This window comes from Pseudaestuariivita atlantica, from assembly GCF_001205715.1.
GTDB lineage: Bacteria > Pseudomonadota > Alphaproteobacteria > Rhodobacterales > Rhodobacteraceae > Pseudaestuariivita > Pseudaestuariivita atlantica.
Genome location: NZ_AQQZ01000003.1, coordinates 175521 through 195845 on the forward strand (window position 1 = coordinate 175521; position 20325 = coordinate 195845).

Here is a 20325-nt window from a genome sequence, read left to right on the forward strand (position 1 = left end):
GTATGGGTATGAGAACGATTCCGGCAAGCCCTTATTTCGGATGAATGTAGACAAACGCATACCGACCAACCTGCGCACGCTCCTCATCCTCGAAATCGTGGGGCGATCCGACAGCGCGATGTCCCCGACCGAAATCAACGCGGAACTGGGCCTGCCCAAGCAGACGGTGCACCGGCTGGTGGCGACGCTGGAACGCGAAGGCTTTTTGATCCGCGATGCCGACCGCAACAAGTTCCGCCCCGCCCGCCGGGCGCGGATGATGGCCTCGGGGCTGCTGTATGCGTCGCGCGCCTCCATCGCGCGGCACCAGATCCTCGAAGATGTCGCCGCCGAAGTGAAAGAGGCCGTCAACTTCGTCGTGCCCGAGGCGTCGGGCATGAATTACCTCGACCGGGTGGAAACCAACTGGCCGTTCCGCATCCAGCTGCCGCGCGGCACCAACGTGCCCTTCCACTGCACCGCCAGCGGCAAGACCTTCATGGCCAGCCTCAGCCCCGCCAAGCGGCGCACCTTCGTGCAAAGCCTCTCGCTCGACGGCAAGACGGCCAACACGCACACCACCCCCGACACGCTCCTTGACGAGTTGGCCCAGATCGCGCGGCAGGGCTATGCCATCGACAACGAGGAGTTCATGGACAACATGTTCGCCATCGCGGTGCCGGTCACCGATGACGATGGCCGTTTTTGCGCGGCGCTGGCGACGCACGGGCCGAAATCGCGGCTGAACGAAAGCCACGTGGCGGCCGGTGCGCAGGTCCTGAAAACCGCCGCGACGCGCCTGCGGGCGACCATGTTCGACGAGGAAACTGCCCCGTCCTGACGGCAAGCCTTACCAAAAAGTTAAGGAATTACAGACAATTGTAGTAACCCATGGGTTACCTCTGCCGTGGCACAGGCGTTCAGAAGAACGCCTGCAACCCGGTCTGCGCGCGGCCAAGGATCAGCGCGTGCACGTCATGCGTGCCCTCGTAGGTGTTGACCGCTTCCAGGTTCATGACGTGCCGGATGACGCCGTATTCGTCGCTCACCCCGTTGCCGCCATGCATGTCCCGCGACTCGCGCGCGATGGCCAGCGCCTTGCCGCAATTGTTGCGCTTCATCAGGCTGATGCCTTCGGCGGGGGCGGTGTGGTCGTCCATCATCCGGCCCAGCCGCAGCGCGCCCTGCAGGCCCAGCGTGATCTCGGTCTGCATGTCGGCCAGCTTCTTCTGGATCAGTTGCGTCTGCGCCAGCGGGCGGCCGAACTGCGTCCGGTCGAGCGTGTATTGCCGCGCCGCGTGCCAGCAGAACTCGGCCGCGCCCATCGCGCCCCACGCGATGCCGTACCGCGCACGGTTCAGGCAGCCGAAGGGCCCGGCAAGGCCCGACACGTTGGGCAGCAGGTTTTCCTCGGGCACGAACACCTCGTCCATCGAGATCATGCCGGTGATGGAGGCGCGCAGCGAGAACTTGCCCTCGATCTTCGGCGTCTCGAACCCGTTCATCCCGCGTTCGAGGATGAACCCCCGGATCTTGCCGTCATGCGCGTCCGACTTGGCCCAGACCACGGCGATGTCGGCGATGGGCGAGTTGGTGATCCAGTTCTTTGCACCCGACACGCTGTAGCCGCCATCGACCTTCTTTGCGCGGGTGACCATGCTGCCGGGGTCCGATCCGTGGTCGGGCTCGGTCAGGCCAAAACAGCCGACCAGTTCGCCGGTGGCAAGGCGCGGCAGGAAGCGCTGGCGCTGCTCTTCGGAGCCATAGGCGAAGATCGGGTGCATCACGAGCGAGGATTGCACCGACATGGCCGACCGGTAGCCGGAATCGACCCGCTCCACCTCGCGCGCGGCAAGGCCGTAGCTGACGTAATTCGCGCCGACCCCGCCATAGGCTTCGGGGATGGTCGATCCCAGAAGGCCCAGCGCGCCCATCTCGGTCATGATGTCGCGGTCGAAGGTTTCGTGCCGGTTGGCCATCAGGACGCGCGGGGCAAGCTTGTCGGCGCAATAGGCCGCCGCCGCGTCGCGGATCATGCGCTCTTCCTCGGTCAGCTGGGTGTCCAGCAGGAAGGGATCGGCCCAGTCGAACGCGGCGGGCTTGGCGCGCGCCTGCTCGGGCGTCATGGCGTGGGACATATCGTCTTTCATGGGGGCACCTCCGGTTAGGACGGGTTTAGCGCATGGCTTGACCCAGCGAAAGGCCAAGCGCCGCGGCGAAGGGTTGCAGGTGATGGCGCCGATAACGGTCGAAGACGGGCCGCGGCGCGTCGATCCGACTGTTCCGCTACTGTGCTTTATGTCTGCCAAATCCGCACTCCGCCCAAGCGAAGTGCGAAGACTAGCCAATTCGACGGGCCGTGGGGGCGGCCCGTCAAAGCGCGGCGGCCTGCGGCCTTGATTCCGCGCCGGGGACTAAGCGCCAGCGACGGAGCGCCGACATCAAACCGCTTCGGCAACCATCCAAGTCTCGACCACGCCCGCCTCGACCGACAGCGACACATCGAACGCCGCACCTTCGGCCAACCCGTCCGCCAAACTCTCCGTCAACACCAGCGTGACCCGATCCGGCCCCGCCGACACCACCCGCGCGGCGGCAAAGCCGAACATGCGGCCCACTTCGGGGTAAAGCGCCTTGAACAGCGTCTCCTTGGCAGAGAACCCGGCGGTTTCGGCCACGCCCTCGCCGCCCGGCACCGCCTCCAGCGCCGAGCGATCACCGGCGCTCAGCACCTCGGCGCGCAACGCGTCGAGCGAGCGACCCGCGGCCACCGGCTGACGGTCGAGCCCGATCCGCCGGGCCCCCGCCGCGACCAGCACCGCGACCTCGTCGCGGGTATGGGTGATCGCGCCACGCGCGCCTTCCGGCCAGACGGGCGCGCGGTCCGCGCCCCTTGCCAATTCTGGTGGAAACCCTAACGATATCAGCGTGCTACCAGCCAGCACGCGGCCCGCCGCGAACTCTGCCTGGCGTCCCTGCGCCCAACCGGGAAAGCCCTCGGGCATTCCGTCAGCCCCCGGCACGACGTCCCGATCATACCGGGCGCGCAGGTAGGCCGCGCCCGCGCGCTCCTCGACCACGAGCCCGGACAGCGACACGCCCTGCGCCACGGCCCGGCGCATCACCTCTGCCGCAAGCGCCTCCGGCGTCACCGGCAATAGGAGCCGCTGCGATAGCGCGCGGTATCGAAATGGAAGTGATCGCGGTGGAAGCGGTCGGCGTTCGGGCCCAGCACGGTCCCGAAGGGTCCGCAGGCGGCCTTGTGCATCTTCTTGAGCATCCGGCCCTCGCGCCCCTTGCCCCAGTCTTTCAGCACGCTCAACTCGGTCCCGTCGGCGGTGTAGAGCGCCGAGATGTCGATGGCCCGGCCCTTTCCGTGTTCGCTGATCTTGGCTCCGGGTTGGTTGTTGCGCGTCCGGCAGGCGTAATGCGCGGCGACCTTGATGCGGCTCAGCCCGCCGCCGTAATTGCCGATGGCCTTCTTCGCGCCGCCATCGACCCAGCGCTTGACGGCCTTGGCGGTCTTGCAATCCATGATCGCGGGCGTCGACAGCTTGATCCCGTTCACCGATTTCAGCTTCACCGCGTTCGGCACGCCGCAGCCATTCAGCCGTCCGGGTACCGTACCGATGACCTCTCCCTGCAACGCCGTATCGCCACAGATCGCGCCGCGTTGCAGGGCCTTCTTCGCCTTGCGCCGCTTTGCCATGACCTTCTCGACCAACGCCCTGGGCCGGGCCGAAGGACGGACGGACACCGTCTCTCCCATCACGAGGACCGCCGGTTCGGGATCGGGCAGGTTGGCGGCAAGGTCGTCCGAGGTGGGCGCGACGCCGATCGGCTGGATCGCGGGCGTCGAGGCCCAGGCCGGGCGCGACACCGGCCGCACGGGCGGCGTACCCGCGACAAGGACGCGGGCGTTGGCGGGCGTCACCAGGCCCGCGACCTGCACCTCCGGCGCGGGGCGCGCCACGGGCCGCATCGGCGCCTCGACAAGAGATGCGGGCCGCAGGTGCGGGCGCACCGACTGGTCGGGCGCGGCCGCCGCGCCACCCGCCTGCACTGCCAGTACCGCGATCAGAAGCACCTTGCGCATGGGATCAAGCCTTTCCGCGACCGAAATTCGGTTCGTTTGTATCCTGCCCCGCCTCGATGATGCCACGGCGGATCGCGCGGGTGCGGGTGAAATAGGCGTGAAGGTGCTCACCATCGCCCTGCCGGATGGCCCGTTGCAACGCGAACAGTTCCTCGGTGAAGCGGCCCAGCACTTCGAGCGTGGCCTCCTTGTTCGACAGGAACACGTCGCGCCACATGGTCGGATCGCTGGCGGCGATGCGGGTGAAGTCGCGGAAGCCCGCCGCCGAATACTTGATGACCTCGCTGTCGGTCACCCGGCGCAGGTCGTCCGCGACCCCCACCATCGTGTAGGCGATGAGGTGCGGCGCGTGGCTGGTCACGGCAAGGACAAGGTCGTGGTGGTCCGGTTCCATCCGGTCGGTCATCGATCCCAGCGCGCGCCAGAACTGCTCCATCCGCGCCACTTCGGCCTCGTCGGCACCCGGCGGCGGCACGATCAGGCACCAGCGGTTGTCGAACAGTTCGGCAAAGCCGCTGGTCGGGCCGGAATGCTCGGTTCCCGCGATGGGGTGGGTCGGGATGAAGTGCACGCCCTCGGGGATATGGGGGCCGACCGCCTCGATCACCTGGCGCTTGACCGATCCCACGTCGCTGACCACCGCGCCGGGTTTCAGATGCGGCGCGATCTGCTCGGCCACGGCACCCATCACGCCGACCGGCACGCAGAGCACGACGAGGTCGGCATCGCGCACCGCGTCGGCCAGCGTATCGCAGACCTCGTCGCAGAGCCCGATCTGGCGCGCGGTCTCCCGCGTCTCGGCCGACCGGGCATAGCCCGTGACCTCGCCTGCGAGCGTGCCCCGGCGGATGCCCCAGAACATCGAGGACGCGATCAGGCCCAGCCCGATCAGCGCGACGCGACCGTAAACCACGCTCATGCCGCGCCCCCCATGAAAGCGCCGATGGCGTCGGCCACGCGAATGCAGGCCTCCTCGTCGCCCACGGTGATGCGCAAGGCCGCGGGCAGGCCGTAGCCGCCCACCTGCCGCACGATCAGCCCGCGCTCCTGCAGAAAGGCATCGGCGGCCTGCGCCTGGTCTGCACTGGCAAACCGCGCGAGGATGAAGTTGGCGCAGGACGTGTCGGAGGGCACGCCGTGCTCGGCCAGTGCCCGCGCCAGCCACGTGCGCATCCGTGCGTTCTCCACCCGGCAACGCTCGGCATAGGCGCGGTCGCGGATCGCCGCCTCCGCCGCCGCCAGAGCCGGGGCCGACAGGTTGAACGGCCCGCGCACGCGGTTGAGGATGTCGATCACCTCCGCCTTGCCGTACCCCCAGCCGACCCGCAGGCCGCCAAGGCCGTAGAGCTTGGAAAATGTGCGCGTCATGAAGACGTTGTCGCGTGCGGTGACCAGCGCGGCACCGCCGTCATAGCCTTCGACATACTCGGCATAGGCCCCGTCGATGACGAGCAGCGCCTGATCCGGCAACCCCTCCGCCAGCCGCGCCAGTTCTCCTTCCCCGATCATCGTGCCAGTCGGGTTGGCGGGATTGGCAAGAAAGACAAGCCGGGTGCGCTCGGCACACGCCTCAAGCAGCGCATCCACATCCACCACGCGGTCCCGTTCAGGCGCAACAACGGGCGTCGCACCCGCCGCAAGCGCGCTGATCTTGTACATCAGGAAACCGTGCTCGGGATACAGCACCTCATCCCCCGGCCCGGCAAAGGCCTGGCACAGGAACGTGATGATCTCGTCCGACCCGACACCGCAGATCAGCCGCTCGGGATCGAGCCCGTGCACCTCGCCGATCGCCGCGCGCAGGCTGGCGTGATCGGTCGAGGGATAGCGGTGCATCTCGCCCGCCGCGGCCTGCAACGCCTCCACCGCGCTTGCGGGCGGACCGAGCGGGTTCTCGTTCGAACTCAGCTTGACCACGTTGGCGCCCCTGTCGCCGCCCGCCCCGCCAACGTAGGGCGCGATCTGCATGATCCCCGGCTGTGCTGTGATCCCGGCCATGTCCCCGCCTTTCTCCGTCCGCGCGGGTCTTAGCGCGCCGCATGCCCCAAGACCAGCACCCAAAAGCCCTGACGCCGGGCACGGGCGGAAAGGTCGCGACGCCTCCGGCGGACATATTTGGAAAGAGAAGAAGACCACACGGCCCGCACTAACCCGGCATTAACCTTAACGCGCCAGTCTGGTGAGGCGGTACAGGCGGACACGCCGATGACCGCAAGAGGAGAAGACGCCCCGCGCGCGACCGGACGCCGGTCAGGTGTAAGAGCCAACATGCGCGCGGGGCGCAATCTCCCACTTCTTCTCTTCGCAAATATGGGCCGGGGGTCCGGGGGTGGCAAACCCCCGGTCCTGCACCTGCAACCACGCGCCACGCACGAAAAAGCCGCGCGAGAGCGATCCCGCGCGGCGCATCCGTCAGGCTCTCGGCCCGATCAGTTCTGTGCGTAATATTCGATGACGAGGTTCGGTTCCATCATCACCGGGTAGGGCACGTCACCCAAACCGGGCGTCCGCACGAAAGTGGCGGTCAGCTTGGAATGGTCGGCGTCGATGTAATCCGGCACGTCACGCTCGGGCAGCTGCGTCGCTTCAAGGATCGCCGCCATCTGCTTGGACCGGTCGCGGACCTCGATCACGTCGCCTTCCTTCACGCGGTAGGAGGGGATGTTCACGATCTGGCCGTTCACGCGCACGTGCTTGTGGTTCACGAACTGGCGGGCCGCGAAGATGGTCGGCACGAACTTGGCGCGGTAGACGACGGCGTCGAGGCGACGCTCCAAGAGACCGATCAGGTTCTCGCCGGTGTCACCCTTGACCCGCGCGGCCTCGGCATAGATGCGCTTGAACTGCTTTTCGGTCAGGTCGCCGTAATAGCCTTTCAGCTTCTGCTTGGCGCGCAGCTGCAGACCGAAGTCCGACATCTTGCCCTTGCGGCGCTGGCCGTGCTGACCGGGTCCGTATTCGCGGCGGTTGACCGGGGATTTCGGACGACCCCAGATGTTTTCGCCCATCCGGCGGTCGATCTTGTACTTGGCAGAGGTGCGTTTGGTCACCGTCTGGTCTCCTTCGTTTGCGTGCCATTGCAACCCTCGCGGGCGGGTCCGGCGGATGAAGGGCGTTGTCCTCTGGCCCGAGGGCCCGACAGGCATCCCCTTGCGGGGGCCACCAACACCAATGAAGCCGGGCTGATAGACGGCCCCGCCTGCCAAGTCAAGCACCCGCCCGCCCTGCCGCGTCACGCATCAACTGGCGTGAAAATAGGCGCGCGGAAGCGCTCAATTCGGTCAGGTCCGGCCTGACCAAGGGAACCGGCGCAAAAGCGGCGAAAGACAAGCCGGGTTTACGGATTCTCAAGTCCCGCATGGGAGACCGGTCACACAGAAGATGGAGAGTCGGATGGTCCAGGCCAAATTCATTGACATGACCGAAGTGAACCCCCTCGCCTATGCCGTTGCCAAGCGCGATTCCGAAACGCTGACCCTCGTGAAGGACGCGATCAAGCACCGGCAGGTGCACCTTGCCTTCCAGCCGGTCGTGCAGACCAAGCGGCAGACGCGCGTCGCCTTCTACGAGGCGCTGATCCGGGTCGAGGACGCGATGGGGCGAATCATCGCCGCCGCCGATTTCATTCCCGCGATCGAAGCCCACGAGACCGGGCGCATCCTCGACTGCCTCGCGCTCGAAAACGCGTTGCTCATCCTCGGGGAAAATCCCGGCCTGCGCCTGTCGGTGAACATGTCGGCCCGCTCGATCGGGTACCGCAACTGGGTCAACATCCTCGACAGGGCGTTGACCCGCGACCCGTCGCTCGGTGCGCGCCTGATCCTCGAGATCACCGAAAGCTCCGCCATGACGGTTCCCGAGCTGGTGGTGGAATTCATGCGCGAATTCCAGGGCCGTGACGTCGCCTTCGCGCTCGACGATTTCGGCTCCGGCTACACCTCCTTCCGCTATTTCCGCGATTTCCAGTTCGACATCCTCAAGATCGACGGGGAGTTCGTGAACGGCATCGCCAAAAACCCCGACAACGAGGTGCTGACGCGCGCGCTGCATGGCGTGGGCCAGCATTTCGACATGTTCACCGTGGCAGAGAAGGTGGAGAACGCCGAGGACGTGAAGGTGCTGGAAGAAATCGGGATCGATTGCCTGCAGGGCTTCTTCTTCGGCGCGGCCACGATCCAGCCGCCGTGGATGCCGGAAGAGGACCAGCAATCGGCCTGATCCGCCATGCACCACGCGCATCGCGGACATGCCGCGACGCTGCGACACCCCGGCTTGTTGCACTGCAGCAATTCCGGTAAGGGGAGAGCCCAGAACCGGGCGCGCCCCTCGGTCTTCCTGGTGGCGCCTGCCCGCCACGCACCACCGGAGGAGACTTTCCATGACCAATGTCGTCATCGCATCCGCTGCCCGCACCGCCGTCGGCAGCTTCAACGGCTCTCTGTCAACCACGCCCGCCCACGACCTCGGCGCGGCCGTTCTGGAAGCGGTGGTCGACCGCGCAGGGATCGACAAGTCGGACGTGGATGAAACGATCCTCGGACAGGTGCTTACCGCGGCGCAGGGCCAGAACCCCGCACGCCAGGCGCATATCAACGCGGGCCTGCCCAAGGAATCCGCCGCATGGGGCATCAACCAGGTCTGCGGGTCGGGCCTGCGCGCCGTGGCGCTGGCCGCGCAGCACGTCCAGCTGGGTGACGCACGCATCGTCGCCGCGGGCGGACAGGAAAGCATGTCGCTGTCGACCCATGCCGCGCACCTGCGCACGGGCACCAAGATGGGCGACCTGAAATACATCGACACGATGATCCGTGACGGGTTGTGGGACGCGTTCAACGGCTACCACATGGGCCAGACGGCCGAGAACGTGGCCGACCAGTGGCAGATCACCCGCGACATGCAGGACGAATTCGCCGTCGCCTCGCAGAACAAGGCCGAGGCCGCCCAGAACGCCGGCAAGTTCGAGGACGAGATCGTTCCCTTCACCGTCAGCACCCGCAAGGGCGACATCGTGGTCGACAAGGACGAATACATCCGTCACGGCGCCACGATCGAGGCGATGCAGAAACTGCGCCCCGCCTTCACCAAGGACGGATCGGTCACCGCGGCCAACGCGTCGGGCATCAATGACGGTGCCGCCGCCGCGCTGGTGATGAGCGCCGAAGAGGCCGAGAAGCGCGGCATCGAGCCGCTGGCGCGTATCGCGTCCTACGCCACCGCCGGGCTCGACCCGTCGATCATGGGCGTCGGCCCGATCCACGCCTCGCGCAAGGCACTGGAAAAGGCGGGCTGGTCGGTCGGCGACCTTGACCTGGTCGAGGCGAACGAGGCCTTCGCCGCGCAGGCCTGCGCCGTGAACAAGGACATGGGCTGGGATCCGGCGATCGTGAACGTGAACGGCGGTGCCATCGCCATCGGTCACCCGATCGGGGCCTCGGGCGCACGCATCCTCAACACCCTGCTGTTCGAGATGAAGCGCCGCGGCGCCAAGAAGGGCCTCGCCACGCTGTGCATCGGCGGCGGCATGGGCGTGGCCATGTGCCTCGAACGCCCGTGAACTGACCCCGTGACGTGACGTTGGGCGGGTCCGGAACCCGCCCAAACCCGAATCTTCCCCGTAATTTTGTTGCGAATCAAAATCGCAACAGGCAATTAAATTTCGAACTGGCTTGAAGGAGACCATCATGGCTCGTGTGGCATTGGTGACCGGCGGATCGCGCGGCATCGGCGAGGCGATCTCGAAAGAACTGAAATCCAAGGGGTACGAGGTCGCAGCGACCTATGCCGGCAACGACGAGAAGGCCGCCGCCTTCACCGAGGCGACCGGCATCAAGACCTACAAGTGGAACGTGGCCGATTACGAGGCGTCGAAAGCCGGCATCGCGCAGGTCGAGGCCGACCTGGGCCCGATCGACGTGGTCGTCGCCAATGCGGGCATCACCCGCGACGCGCCGTTCCACAAGATGACGCCCGAAGCGTGGCACGAAGTGATCGACACCAACCTGACCGGCGTCTTCAACACCGTGCACCCGATCTGGCCCGGCATGCGCGAACGCAAGTTTGGCCGCGTCATCGTGATCTCGTCGATCAACGGCCAGAAGGGCCAGTTCGCGCAGGTGAACTATGCCGCGACCAAGGCGGGTGACCTCGGCATCGTGAAGTCGCTGGCGCAGGAAGGTGCGCGCGCGGGCATCACCGCCAACGCCATCTGCCCCGGCTACATCGCGACCGAAATGGTCATGGCCGTGCCGGAAAAGGTGCGCGAAGCGATCATCGGCCAGATCCCGGCCGGCCGCCTTGGCGAACCGGAAGAGATCGCGCGCTGCGTGGCCTTCCTTGCCTCGGACGATGCGGGCTTCATCAACGGCTCGACCATCTCGGCCAACGGCGCGCAGTTCTTCGTCTGAGTCGCGAGGCCGCCCACCAGGGCGGATGAGCGGACCGAAATGAAAAGGCCGGCCCCGCAAGGGACCGGCCTTCGCTATTCCGTAAGGCCCCTGCGCGCGGGGCCAGCGGAAACTCAGCGCGCGGCGTGCCGGGCAAGGCCGAACAGGGTGGCGAACATGCGTCCGCGTTCGGCATGGGCGGCACGGTAGGCATCGCGGATACGGGCGTTTGTCTGGGTCTCGATCATGGGAGGTCTCCTGAGACGTTGGTGTTTCTTGACTGACCTCAACATAGTGGGCACCTGCATCGCCAACAAACGAGACTTTCCAACGGTTCGGAAAAGTATTACTTAACTGAAATGAGCGAACGCCTGCCCCCGTTGACCGCCCTGCGCGCGTTTGACGCCGCCGCGCGGCACATGTCCTTTGCCAAGGCCGCGGACGAGTTGAACGTCACGCCCGCCGCGCTGTCCTTCCAGATCAAGTCGCTGGAGGAGCATTTCGGCGCACCGCTCTTCCGTCGTCTCAACCGGGCGGTGGAACTGACGGATGCGGGTCAGGTGCTGGCGCGGGGCACGGCCCCCGCCTTTGCCGATCTTGCGCAGGCCTGGCGGGCGGCGCAGCGGGTGCAGGACACCTCGGTCCTGAACGTCACCTCGGGTCCCGCCTTCGTCGCAAAATGGCTGGCGCCGCGCATGTACGCCTTTGCGCAGGCCCATCCCGAGATCGAGTTGCGGTTCGTCGCGAGCCTGCGGCTGATGGACCTTGCCCGCGACGGGGTCGACGTGGCGATCCGGTTCGGGCGCGGTACGGATGAGCGGCTGTATTCGCGGTCGCTGGGCGAGGAATGGCTGACGCCCTGCATGACGCCGGACCTCGCCAAGCGGTTCCCGACCCCCGCATCGCTGCTGGATGCGCCGCTGATCATCGATGGCAGCATCGACTTCCTGCGCCCGCGCAGCGACTGGGCGGCATGGTTCCGCGCCGCGGGCGTCGACGGGGATGTGCCGGGCGGGGTGCATTTCTCGCAGGCCGACCACGCAATCGATGCCGCCGTGTCGGGAGGGGGCGTGGTTCTGGCGAGGGGAACGCTTGCCGCGCATGATCTGAAAGCGGGGCGACTGGTCGCCCCGTTCAAACCAGCGATCACGACGGATGCGCATTTCAGGTTCCTGTGCCCCGAGGGGCAGCAGGACAGGCCGGCCATCGCGGCGTTTCACGCATGGACGACGGCGGAAAACAGCGCGCTGCAGGATCTCAAGCACGCGCATGACCTCATCCCCCTCAATCGGGGATAAGGATCGAAGGTATCAGCCCGTACTGAGCCGGGTGATCTGCTCCTTGAGGCGAAGCTTCTGCTTCTTCAGTTCTGCAATCTCGAAATCGCTCGCCCCCGGTGCACGAAGCGCGTCTTCAACGGCAGTGGACAGGGCGGAATGTTTCTTCTTCAGTTCTTCAAGATGCGAACTCAAGCTCATTGGGGTCCTCCTTCTGCATGCTGTATTCGGAATTTGAGCATAAATGTGGCGTTATGTCACGCCGCAGCCGCAGCATGTGGATAAAGACCGGTCTAGACGCCCGGTATTTGATCATCCCAGCCAAGCGGCGCCGCGTCGCGCAAAACGGCTTCCACCCTTGGCATATAAGTATCGTCCGCCGCATGAGAAGCACCCTGGTGCATCACGATCGGCGGCAAGAGCCGCAGCGGCGAACGTCCGCCTTTCCGTGCGCGGACAAGGATCAGCGTGGCGTCGCGATGCGCACGGGGCAGAACCGGCCGCACCCGGATCGAGCCCATGCGGTCATCAAGCGACGCCAGCACGTCACGCAGGCGATCCGCGCGGTGTACCAGCCAGAGCCAGCCGCCGGGTGCCAGCCGGCGCGTCGCGACATCCAGCCAGGTGTCGAGCGGCGTCTCCTCCGCCAGTGCGACCGCCCTCCCGCGATCTGCTGCCGCCGTGCCCGACTTTTCCAAGAAGTACGGCGGATTCGTTACCACATGGTTAAAACTTGTGCCCCTGACCGCATCGGGCAGCGCGGTCAGGTCGCTTTCGACCACGGTCAGGGCCGCACCTGCCTCTGCCGCGTTGCGGCGCGCCAGCGCGGCGTATTCCGCCTGCCGCTCCACCCCGGTGATCGACAGGCCCGGAACGCGCGCAGAAAGGCACAGGCTGATCGCCCCGGCCCCGCATCCAAGGTCCAGCACGGTGTCGCCTGCCTGCGCCTCGACACTGGCGGCAAGCAGCACCGGGTCGACCCCGGCGCGATACCCTTTCAGCGGCTGGAAGAGGTGCACACGCCCCCCGAGGAACGCGTCGCAGGTGACGCTCATCCGTCGATCTTCACGCCGCCATCCTGCATCAGGCGGCGCGCGCGGGGCAGGTCATCTTCGATCACCATGAGCCGACGCGGCAAAATGCCGATGGACCCTTCGAGGACGCTCATGTTTACGTCCAATTCAAAGCATTCTATATCGGCGTCCGCCAGCAGCGCACGCGCGAGGGCGATCACGGTGATGTCGTTGGTGCGCAGGAGTTCTACCATGGGTGTGTTGTACGATCAGGGCCCGGGGGCGTCGACCCCGGATCGGCGGGAGATGGCGAAAGCATGAGCGCGAAACCTCACGAAACGCTGGCCACGGTGCTGGCCGACGACCTGGCGGCCGTGAACGGCGTCATCCGCGCCCGGATGGCGAGCGAGCACGCGCCGCGCATTCCCGAGGTCACCGCGCATCTTGTCGAAGCGGGCGGCAAGCGCATCCGGCCCATGCTGACGCTCGCCGCCGCGCGGCTCTGCGGGTATGAGGGCGCGCATCACGTGAACCTCGCCGCGACGGTGGAGTTCATCCACACCGCGACGCTTTTGCATGACGACGTGGTGGATGAAAGCGCGCAGCGGCGCGGGCGGCCCACGGCGAACCTGCTCTGGGACAACCAGTCGTCGGTGCTGGTTGGTGATTACCTGTTCGCGCGCGCGTTCCAGTTGATGGTCGAGACGGGCTCGCTCCGCGTGCTCGACATCCTGTCGAACGCGGCGGCCACGATTGCCGAGGGCGAGGTGCTGCAACTGACCGTGGCGCGCAACATCGACACCAGTGCCGACACCTACCTGAAGGTGGTGCGCGGCAAGACGGCGGCGCTGTTTTCGGCGGCGACCGAGGTGGGCGGCGTGATCGCGGGCGCGGAGGACGCGGTCGTGCAGGGTCTGTTCGATTACGGCGACGCGCTGGGGATCGCGTTCCAGATGGCGGACGACCTGCTGGACTGGCAGGGCGACGCGGGCACGATCGGCAAGAACGTGGGCGACGATTTCCGGGAGGGAAAGCTGACGCTGCCGATTATCAAGGCGGTGTCCAAGGCCGATGCCGCGGAACGGGATTTCTGGGCGCGGACCATCGGCAAGGGCCGGGTCGAGGATGGCGACCTCGAAGAGGCGCACGGCCTGCTGACGAGGCACGGCGCGCTGGAAGAGACGCGGGCCGAGGCGCTGGATTGGGCGGCACGCGCGCGCAAGGCGCTGGAGGCCGCACCGGCGCACGAGTTGCGCGACACGCTGGGCGATCTGGCCTCTTACGTTGTGGCGCGGCTCAACTAGATCAGCGCGACAGGATCGGGGCGGAGGCGACCCACCAGGCGGGGTGCGCGCGGGTGATGTCCGATGCAAGCCGGGCGGCGGCGTTTTCGGTCATGCACAGCCCGAAACAGGTGGCCCCCGATCCCGACATGGCAGCAAACGGCGCGGGCGACAAAGCCGCCAGAACGTCCGAGATGACGGGCGCATGCTGCATGGCGGGGGCGGCGAGGTCGTTTCGCTGACGTTTCAGCCACGCGATGACCGGACCCGCCGTGGGGAAGCGCGGGATGTCGGGCGGCATCGGCGGATTTGTCTTTTCGGTCAGGGACTTGAAAACTGCCGGCGTCGAAACGGTGACGCGCGGGTTGACCAGCACGACCCACAAGGGCGGCAGGTTCGGCAGCGGGTCGATGACCTCTCCAACGCCACGCATGCGCACCGGGCCGGGACCGGCGAGGCAGACGGGGATATCCGCGCCAAGCGCCACCGCGCCCTGCCCGTCCCCGCCACAAAGCCGGATCGCGGCGGCGGCATCCGCCGACCCGCCCCCGATCCCGGCAGCGGCGGGCAGGTGTTTGTCGAGCGTGAAGGCGTGGGGCCGGTCGGTGGCCATGCGCGCGGCGCGCAGGACGAGGTTGTCGTCCCCCGTGGGTACGCCCGCGGCCATGGGGCCGGTGACGGACAGGCTCCAGTCAGCGGCGGGCGTGGCGGTCAGGGTGTCGCCGATCCCGGCGAAGACGACCAGCGAATCGAGCAGGTGATAGCCGTCGGCACGCTGGCCGGTGACATGCAGGGTCAGGTTGATCTTGGCCGGGGCAAAGGCCTCAGCCGTCGTCACGGGCGACCTGCAGGGGCGGCGCGCCCTCTTCTTCCAGCACCGCGTCGAGCCCGACCTCCAGCTTGCGGCGGATGCGGTCGGGCTTCACCTCTTCGAGGTTCGTGTCCTCGGTGATGAAGCTGAGCGCGCGGCGCCACTGGAATTCGGCTTCGAGCTTGCGGCCCACGGCCCAGTAGACGTCGCCCAAGTGGTCGTTGACGATGGGATCGACGGCTTCGAGTTCGACCGCGCGTTCCATGTGGCCCACCGCTTCGTCATAGCGGCCAAGTCGGTAGAGCACCCAGCCGAGGCTGTCGACGATGTAGCCGGAATTGGGCTGTTTCTCGACTGCGGTTTCGATCATGCCCAGCGCCTCGTCGAGCTTGATCTGTTTTTCCACCAGCGAATAGCCGAGGTAGTTCAGCACCTGCGGCTGGTCGGGGTTGAGGTCGAGCGCGCGGCGGAAATCGGCCTCTGCCGCTTCCCAGTTTCCGACCCGTTCCTGCACGATGCCGCGGGTGTAGAAGGCGAACCAGCGGGGTTCCCCGGCGGCTTCGTCCAGCGCGATGGCGCGGTCATAGGGGGCGATGGCGTCCTCGAACCGTTTCTCGCGGCGCAGGATGTCGCCCAGCGTGGAATGGACCTGCGACAATTGCCCGTGGGTTTCGGCCAGCTGGCGCAGGGTTTCGATCGAGGCCTCGACGCGACCGGCGGCATACAGCGCCTCGGCCCGGCCCAGTTCGGCGATGTGGAAGGCAAAGCTGTCGCGCGGGACGCGGTCATAGGCTTCGATGGCGAGGTCGTAGCGTTCCAGCTTGTCGAGCAGGTTGGCCGTCATCAGCGTCGCCTCGACATGGTCGGGGCGGATGTAGTCGGCGATGGTGGCGTAGATCAGGGTGTATTCGTCCTCGGCCTCGTTCTGGAGCGCGGTGGCGATGGAGAAATAGACCTCTGCCACGCCATCGCGCGCGGACGTGATGATGTCGAACGGCACGCGGTCCCCGGCGACGAGGCTGTCGCGCAGCGCGGCGAGGCCGGGATCGAGGTTCGCGCCAAAGGCCGCGTCGAGGAAGTTCAGCGCATCCTCGTTGCGGTCAAGCTGGCTCAGCACCTCGATCCGCGACAGCACGCCCCGGCGCGTCATCATCGCCGGGTTGCCTTCGGTGGCCTCGAAAATCTCCTGCGCGCCGCCGAAATTGCCGACCGAGGCGGTGGCGAGCGCCTTGTGATAGAGCGCGAACCCCTTCAGGCCGTCCTGCGCGGCAAGCGCGTCGAAAGCCTCGTTGGCGGCGTCGACATTGCCTTCGCCCAGCCGTGCCCAGGCGACAAGCAGGCCCGAGGTCAGCGGGCCCAGCGCCTGGTTTCCGTCGGCGCGTTCGGCGAGGGCGGCGAATTCTTCGGCCCGTGCGAGGGCGCCGGTGATCGACAGGTCGGCGACCTGGCTGTTGTGGCCCGCGTCTTCGAGCTGGGTGGCAAACTCGCTTGCCAGCCCGATATTGCCCAGCGACAGCTGCGCCAGCGCGGCCTGTTCCAGCAATTGCGGGTTGGTCGGGTCGCTGCGGAGCGCCTCGGCGTAATAGCGGGCGGCGGCGGTGAAATCGGCCTCGGCCGCGGCCTGGTTGGCGGCAAGATACGCGCCCGACAACGTGTCGGCATTCACGGCCGTTCCCAGCCCAAGCCCAATCGCCAGCACCCATGCCGGAAGACGTGTCATGTAACCCATGAACCTGTTCCCTTGATCTGCCCGTCCCTCGATTGCGGGAGCGTAGTCAAGCGCGGTCGGAGAGACAACCGCCGGAACGCGAAGGGCGGCACGATCATGCCGCCCCTGCCATCACGATGTCGGGAGACCGGGACGCGCGGCAAGGCGCGCGCCGCGCGGGTCACATGTTGGGATAGTTCGGCCCGTCGCCACCCTGCGGCGTGGTCCAGACGATGTTCTGCGCCGGGTCCTTGATGTCGCAGGTCTTGCAGTGGACGCAGTTCTGGAAGTTGATGACGAACCGCGGGTCCTTGCCCTCTTCCTGCACGAATTCGTAGACGCCCGCCGGGCAATAGCGCTGCGAAGGTCCGGCATAGGTCGGCAGGTTCTTGGCCACCGGGATCGACGGGTCCTTGAGTTTCAGGTGCGCGGGCTGGCTTTCCTCGTGATTGGTGAACGAGAACGCCACGTTGGTCAGCCGGTCGAAGGACAGTTTGCCATCGGGCTTGGGGTAGTCGATGGGCTTGTGCTTGGACGCGGGTTCGGTCGATTCCGCATCGGTCTTGCCATGCTTGAGCGTACCAAGCAGCGAGAAGCCCAGCGTGTTGGTCCACATGTCGAACCCGCCCAGCGTGAGCGAAGTCACCAGGCCATGCTTCGACCAGAGCGGTTTGACGTTGCGCACCTTCTTGAGGTCCTTGCCGATGGCGCCGGTGCGCACCTCGGTCTCGTAATCGTTCAGCTCGTCCGCCGAACGGCCATCCTGGATGGCGGCATAGGCGGCCTCGGCCGCGGCCTTGCCCGACAGCATCGCGTTGTGGTTGCCCTTGATGCGCGGCACGTTGATCATGCCGACCGAACACCCAAGCAGCGCCACGCCCGGCGCCACCATCTTGGGCATGGACTGGAATCCGCCCTCCGAGATCGCCCGCGCGCCGTAGGCGACACGCTTCCCGCCTTCGAGCAGCTCGGCCACCATCGGGTGATGCTTGAACCGCTGGAATTCCATGTAGGGGAAGAGGTGCGGATTCTTGTAATTCAGGTGCACCACGAAGCCGACATAGACCTGGTTGTTGTCGAGGTGGTAGATGAACGATCCACCGCCCGCATTGCCGCCAAGGGGCCAGCCCATCGTGTGGGTGACGGTGCCTTCGCGGTGCTTCTCCGGGTCGATCTCCCAGAGTTCCTTCATGCCCAGACCGTATTTCTGCGGCTCGCAATCGGCGTCGAGGTTGTATTTGGCGATCACTTCCTTGGACAGCGACCCGCGCACGCCTTCGCTGAGGAACACGTACTTACCGTGCAGTTCCATGCCCGGTTCGGTGTTCTCACCAATCGAGCCGTCCTCTTCGAGGCCGAAGACGCCGGCCACGACGCCCTTCACTTCGCCGTTGTCGCCATAGACCATTTCGGAACAGGCCATTCCGGGGAAGATTTCGACCCCCAGTTCCTCGGCCTGTTCAGCCATCCAGCGGCAGACATTGCCCATCGACACGATGTAGTTGCCGTGGTTGTTCATCAGCGGCGGCATGGGGAAGTTGGGAATGCGCAGCTTGCCCGCCTCGCCCAGCATGTAGAAGTTGTCTTCGGTGACCGGCACGTTCACCGGCGCGCCCTTGTCCCTCCAGTCGGGGATCAGCGCATCCAGACCGCAGGGGTCCAGCACCGCGCCCGACAGGATGTGCGCGCCCACTTCCGAGCCTTTTTCGAGGACGACGACCTGCAGGTCCGCATCCAGCTGTTTCAGACGGATGGCCGCGCTCAGGCCCGCGGGGCCCGCGCCGACGATCACCACGTCGTATTCCATCGCTTCGCGTTCAATCTCGGCCATAAGTCCTCCGCCCGTGATGCCTCACGCAATAATCGTTCGCGCCAGAGCTAACGTTGCCCATCTGCGGCGTCAATTGCGACACAGCGTTACGACGCGGCGTGCCGGGATGGTTGGCGTTTTGCGACGTGGCGGCAGGCGGATCGGTCGGGACCGGGCCGGACGTGCCGGTGGCGCGGTGGCGGCAGCGCCCCGCCGGCGCGGGACGCGCGGCCGGTTCATGCCCCTTGAACGGCAGGCTGGTTGCGGGCATGCTGCACCGACCGGACGTGACTGGCCCGACCGGGCCAACGGGAAAGGGATCCATGGACAAGATACCGATGACCCGCGCGGGTGCCACCGCGCTAGAAGCCGAATTGAAGCATCTGAAGTCGACAGAGCGCCCCGCCATCATCCAGGCGATTGCCGAGGCGCGCGAGCTGGGCGACCTGAAGGAGAACGCCGAATACCATTCGGCGCGCGAGAAGCAGGGCTTCATCGAGGGGCGCATCAAGGAGCTGGAAGGCGTGCTGGGGCTGGCGGAGGTGATCGATCCCGCGGGCCTGTCAGGGTCGATCAAGTTCGGTGCGACGGTCACGGTGGTGGACGAGGATACCGACGAGGAAAAGACCTGGCAGATCGTGGGCGAGCACGAGGCCGATATCGAGGCCGGGCTTCTGAACGTAAAATCGCCCATCGCGCGGGCGTTGATCGGCAAGGAAGAGGGCGACAGCGTCGAAGTGCGCACGCCGGGTGGCGACAAGGCCTATGAAGTGTTGAAAATCGCGTATATCTGACGCAGCAGCGTCGGTGCTATCGCCGGCGCCGTGCGTTTCGTGAGGAGCCATGTCCGACAGCCCTGCGCAATCCCAATCCCCGTCCCGCCCGACGCCTCCGGGCATCTACGACAAGCCCAAGGGCGCGCGGGTGTCGGCGATCGATGTCGTCGCGGTGATCCTGAGCGTGCTGTGGCTGATCGGGGCGGGCGCGTATTTCCTCGTGCTGAAGCCCGACGTGGCGGCGCCCGCATTCGGCGGGTTGGGCTTCATCCTCGTCATGCTGGCGATCTTCATGCCGGTCGCGATGATCTGGGTCGCGGCGCTGGCGGCGCGGGCGAGTCAGGTGATGCGGGAGGAGAGCGCGCGCCTGCAGGCGGCGATCGACGCGATGCGGCAATCCTACCTTGCCAACGTGCAGTCGGCGGGGCTGGGTGCCGGGCCGACCGTGTCCAAGAAGCTCGACGAGATCGCGGCGGCGCAGCGCAAGACGGAGAACACGCTGGCGACCTTCACGACCAAGCGCGACGAGCCCGCGGTGATGACGCCCGCGCCCGACGCGGCGGCGGCGGCAGCTGCGACGCCCGAGGACCAGACGGCGCTGGCGCTAGGCACGCAGGCCGAGGAGATCGTGCCGCCCCTGCCCCGCGAGGATTTCATCCGGGCGCTGCATTTTCCCGAAACGGTCGAGGATGAGCGCGGGTTCGCGGCGCTGCGGCGGGCCCTGAAGCACCGCGACGTGTCCAAGCTGGTGCAGGCAGCGCAGGACGTGCTGACGCTGTTGAGCCAGGACGGCATCTACATGGACGATCTGCGCCCCGATATGGCGCATCCCGACATCTGGCGCAAATTCGCCAATGGCGAGCGCGGGCGGCCCATCGCTGCGCTGGGAGGCGTGCGGGACCGGTCGTCGCTGGCGCTGACTGCCGGGCGCATGAAGCAGGACCCGATCTTCCGCGACGCGGCGCATCACTTCCTGCGGATGTTCGACATGAACGTCACGACCTTTGCCCGCGACGCGACGGATGCCGAGATCTCGGCCCTGTCGGAAACCCGCACCGCGCGTGCCTTCATGCTGATCGGCCGGGTGTCGGGCACCTTTTCCTGATCCTGATCCGGGTGGATTGATCCCAAGGAGCGCCTGCGGCGCGCTTTATCCTGGTGCCCTTTGGCCGGTGTTCGGCCAGGTGTG

20 protein-coding genes are annotated in these 20325 nt (G+C 66.6%); 8 read left to right on the forward strand and 12 right to left on the reverse strand.

Features of this window, described 5'->3' with window-relative positions:
• Positions 1–40 precede the first annotated feature (40 nt).
• Positions 41–820: an IclR family transcriptional regulator gene (locus tag ATO11_RS07455; protein WP_050530223.1), complete on the forward strand. Its 780-nt coding sequence runs from the start codon at positions 41–43 to the stop codon at positions 818–820.
• A 79-nt stretch (positions 821–899) separates the two neighbouring features.
• Here ATO11_RS07455 and ATO11_RS07460 read toward each other — a convergent pair whose 3' ends face one another.
• From ATO11_RS07460 to rpsD, 6 genes are all read right to left on the reverse strand, one after another.
• On the reverse strand, positions 900–2129 hold the full coding sequence (locus ATO11_RS07460; RefSeq protein ID WP_207382946.1) for an acyl-CoA dehydrogenase: 1230 nt from the start codon (positions 2127–2129) through the stop codon (positions 900–902).
• Between the two features lie 291 nt (positions 2130–2420).
• Positions 2421–3131, reverse strand: coding sequence for a 4'-phosphopantetheinyl transferase family protein (locus ATO11_RS07465; RefSeq protein WP_134643086.1), 711 nt, complete (start codon positions 3129–3131; stop codon positions 2421–2423).
• Positions 3128–4075 carry an extensin-like domain-containing protein gene (locus ATO11_RS07470; protein WP_050530225.1) on the reverse strand — a complete coding sequence of 316 codons (948 nt, stop codon included), beginning with the start codon at positions 4073–4075 and terminating at the stop codon, positions 3128–3130. Before ATO11_RS07470 ends, ATO11_RS07465 begins: the two co-directional genes overlap by 4 nt.
• 4 nt (positions 4076–4079) lie before the next feature.
• Entirely contained in the window at positions 4080–4994 is a 915-nt protein-coding gene (locus ATO11_RS07475) for a prephenate/arogenate dehydrogenase family protein (protein ID WP_050530226.1), read from the reverse strand.
• The gene (gene hisC, locus ATO11_RS07480) at positions 4991–6073 is read right to left on the reverse strand and encodes a histidinol-phosphate transaminase (RefSeq protein ID WP_050530227.1); all 1083 of its coding nucleotides are present in this window, start codon (positions 6071–6073) and stop codon (positions 4991–4993) included. The genes ATO11_RS07475 and hisC overlap by 4 nt, the downstream gene beginning before the upstream one ends.
• Before the next feature lie 431 nt (positions 6074–6504).
• Positions 6505–7125 carry a 30S ribosomal protein S4 gene (gene rpsD, locus ATO11_RS07485; protein ID WP_050530587.1) on the reverse strand — a complete coding sequence of 207 codons (621 nt, stop codon included), beginning with the start codon at positions 7123–7125 and terminating at the stop codon, positions 6505–6507.
• Between the two features lie 367 nt (positions 7126–7492).
• Here rpsD and ATO11_RS07490 point away from each other — a divergent pair, with 367 nt between their 5' ends.
• From ATO11_RS07490 to gcvA, 4 genes are all read left to right on the forward strand, one after another.
• A complete protein-coding gene (locus tag ATO11_RS07490; RefSeq protein WP_050530588.1) occupies positions 7493–8293 on the forward strand; it encodes an EAL domain-containing protein in 801 nt (266 codons plus the stop codon).
• A gap of 160 nt (positions 8294–8453) precedes the next feature.
• Positions 8454–9629 (forward strand): acetyl-CoA C-acetyltransferase, encoded by a 1176-nt coding sequence (locus tag ATO11_RS07495; protein ID WP_050530228.1) that lies wholly within the window; start codon positions 8454–8456, stop codon positions 9627–9629.
• Between the two features lie 127 nt (positions 9630–9756).
• On the forward strand, positions 9757–10479 hold the full coding sequence (gene phbB, locus ATO11_RS07500) for an acetoacetyl-CoA reductase (protein WP_050530589.1): 723 nt from the start codon (positions 9757–9759) through the stop codon (positions 10477–10479).
• A gap of 338 nt (positions 10480–10817) precedes the next feature.
• On the forward strand, positions 10818–11756 hold the full coding sequence (gene gcvA / locus ATO11_RS07505; protein WP_050530229.1) for a transcriptional regulator GcvA: 939 nt from the start codon (positions 10818–10820) through the stop codon (positions 11754–11756).
• 12 nt (positions 11757–11768) lie between these two features.
• Here gcvA and ATO11_RS21180 read toward each other — a convergent pair whose 3' ends face one another.
• From ATO11_RS21180 to ATO11_RS07515, 3 genes are all read right to left on the reverse strand, one after another.
• Entirely contained in the window at positions 11769–11936 is a 168-nt protein-coding gene (locus tag ATO11_RS21180) for a YdcH family protein (protein ID WP_082176206.1), read from the reverse strand.
• Positions 11937–12028: 92 nt separating this feature from the next.
• Positions 12029–12790, reverse strand: coding sequence for a tRNA1(Val) (adenine(37)-N6)-methyltransferase (locus ATO11_RS07510; protein ID WP_050530230.1), 762 nt, complete (start codon positions 12788–12790; stop codon positions 12029–12031).
• Positions 12787–13002, reverse strand: coding sequence for a putative signal transducing protein (locus tag ATO11_RS07515; RefSeq protein ID WP_050530231.1), 216 nt, complete (start codon positions 13000–13002; stop codon positions 12787–12789). The genes ATO11_RS07510 and ATO11_RS07515 overlap by 4 nt, the downstream gene beginning before the upstream one ends.
• A 63-nt stretch (positions 13003–13065) precedes the next feature.
• Here ATO11_RS07515 and ATO11_RS07520 point away from each other — a divergent pair, with 63 nt between their 5' ends.
• A complete protein-coding gene (locus ATO11_RS07520) occupies positions 13066–14052 on the forward strand; it encodes a polyprenyl synthetase family protein (protein ID WP_050530232.1) in 987 nt (328 codons plus the stop codon).
• A 1-nt stretch (position 14053) separates the two neighbouring features.
• Here the strand turns inward: ATO11_RS07520 and ATO11_RS07525 are convergent, their stop codons facing one another.
• The 3 genes from ATO11_RS07525 to ATO11_RS07535 form a co-directional block, all read right to left on the reverse strand.
• Positions 14054–14869, reverse strand: a complete 816-nt coding sequence (locus tag ATO11_RS07525) for a 4-(cytidine 5'-diphospho)-2-C-methyl-D-erythritol kinase (protein ID WP_050530233.1) — start codon at positions 14867–14869, stop codon at positions 14054–14056.
• A complete protein-coding gene (locus ATO11_RS07530; RefSeq protein WP_050530234.1) occupies positions 14856–16571 on the reverse strand; it encodes a tetratricopeptide repeat protein in 1716 nt (571 codons plus the stop codon). Before ATO11_RS07530 ends, ATO11_RS07525 begins: the two co-directional genes overlap by 14 nt.
• A 160-nt stretch (positions 16572–16731) precedes the next feature.
• A complete protein-coding gene (locus ATO11_RS07535; protein WP_050530235.1) occupies positions 16732–18381 on the reverse strand; it encodes an electron transfer flavoprotein-ubiquinone oxidoreductase in 1650 nt (549 codons plus the stop codon).
• Between the two features lie 302 nt (positions 18382–18683).
• Here ATO11_RS07535 and greA point away from each other — a divergent pair, with 302 nt between their 5' ends.
• Both greA and ATO11_RS07545 read left to right on the forward strand, forming a co-directional pair.
• Positions 18684–19154 carry a transcription elongation factor GreA gene (gene greA, locus ATO11_RS07540; RefSeq protein WP_050530236.1) on the forward strand — a complete coding sequence of 157 codons (471 nt, stop codon included), beginning with the start codon at positions 18684–18686 and terminating at the stop codon, positions 19152–19154.
• Between the two features lie 49 nt (positions 19155–19203).
• Complete coding sequence (locus ATO11_RS07545; protein WP_050530237.1) at positions 19204–20241, forward strand: hypothetical protein; 1038 nt, start codon at positions 19204–19206, stop codon at positions 20239–20241.
• Positions 20242–20325: the final 84 nt, after the last annotated feature.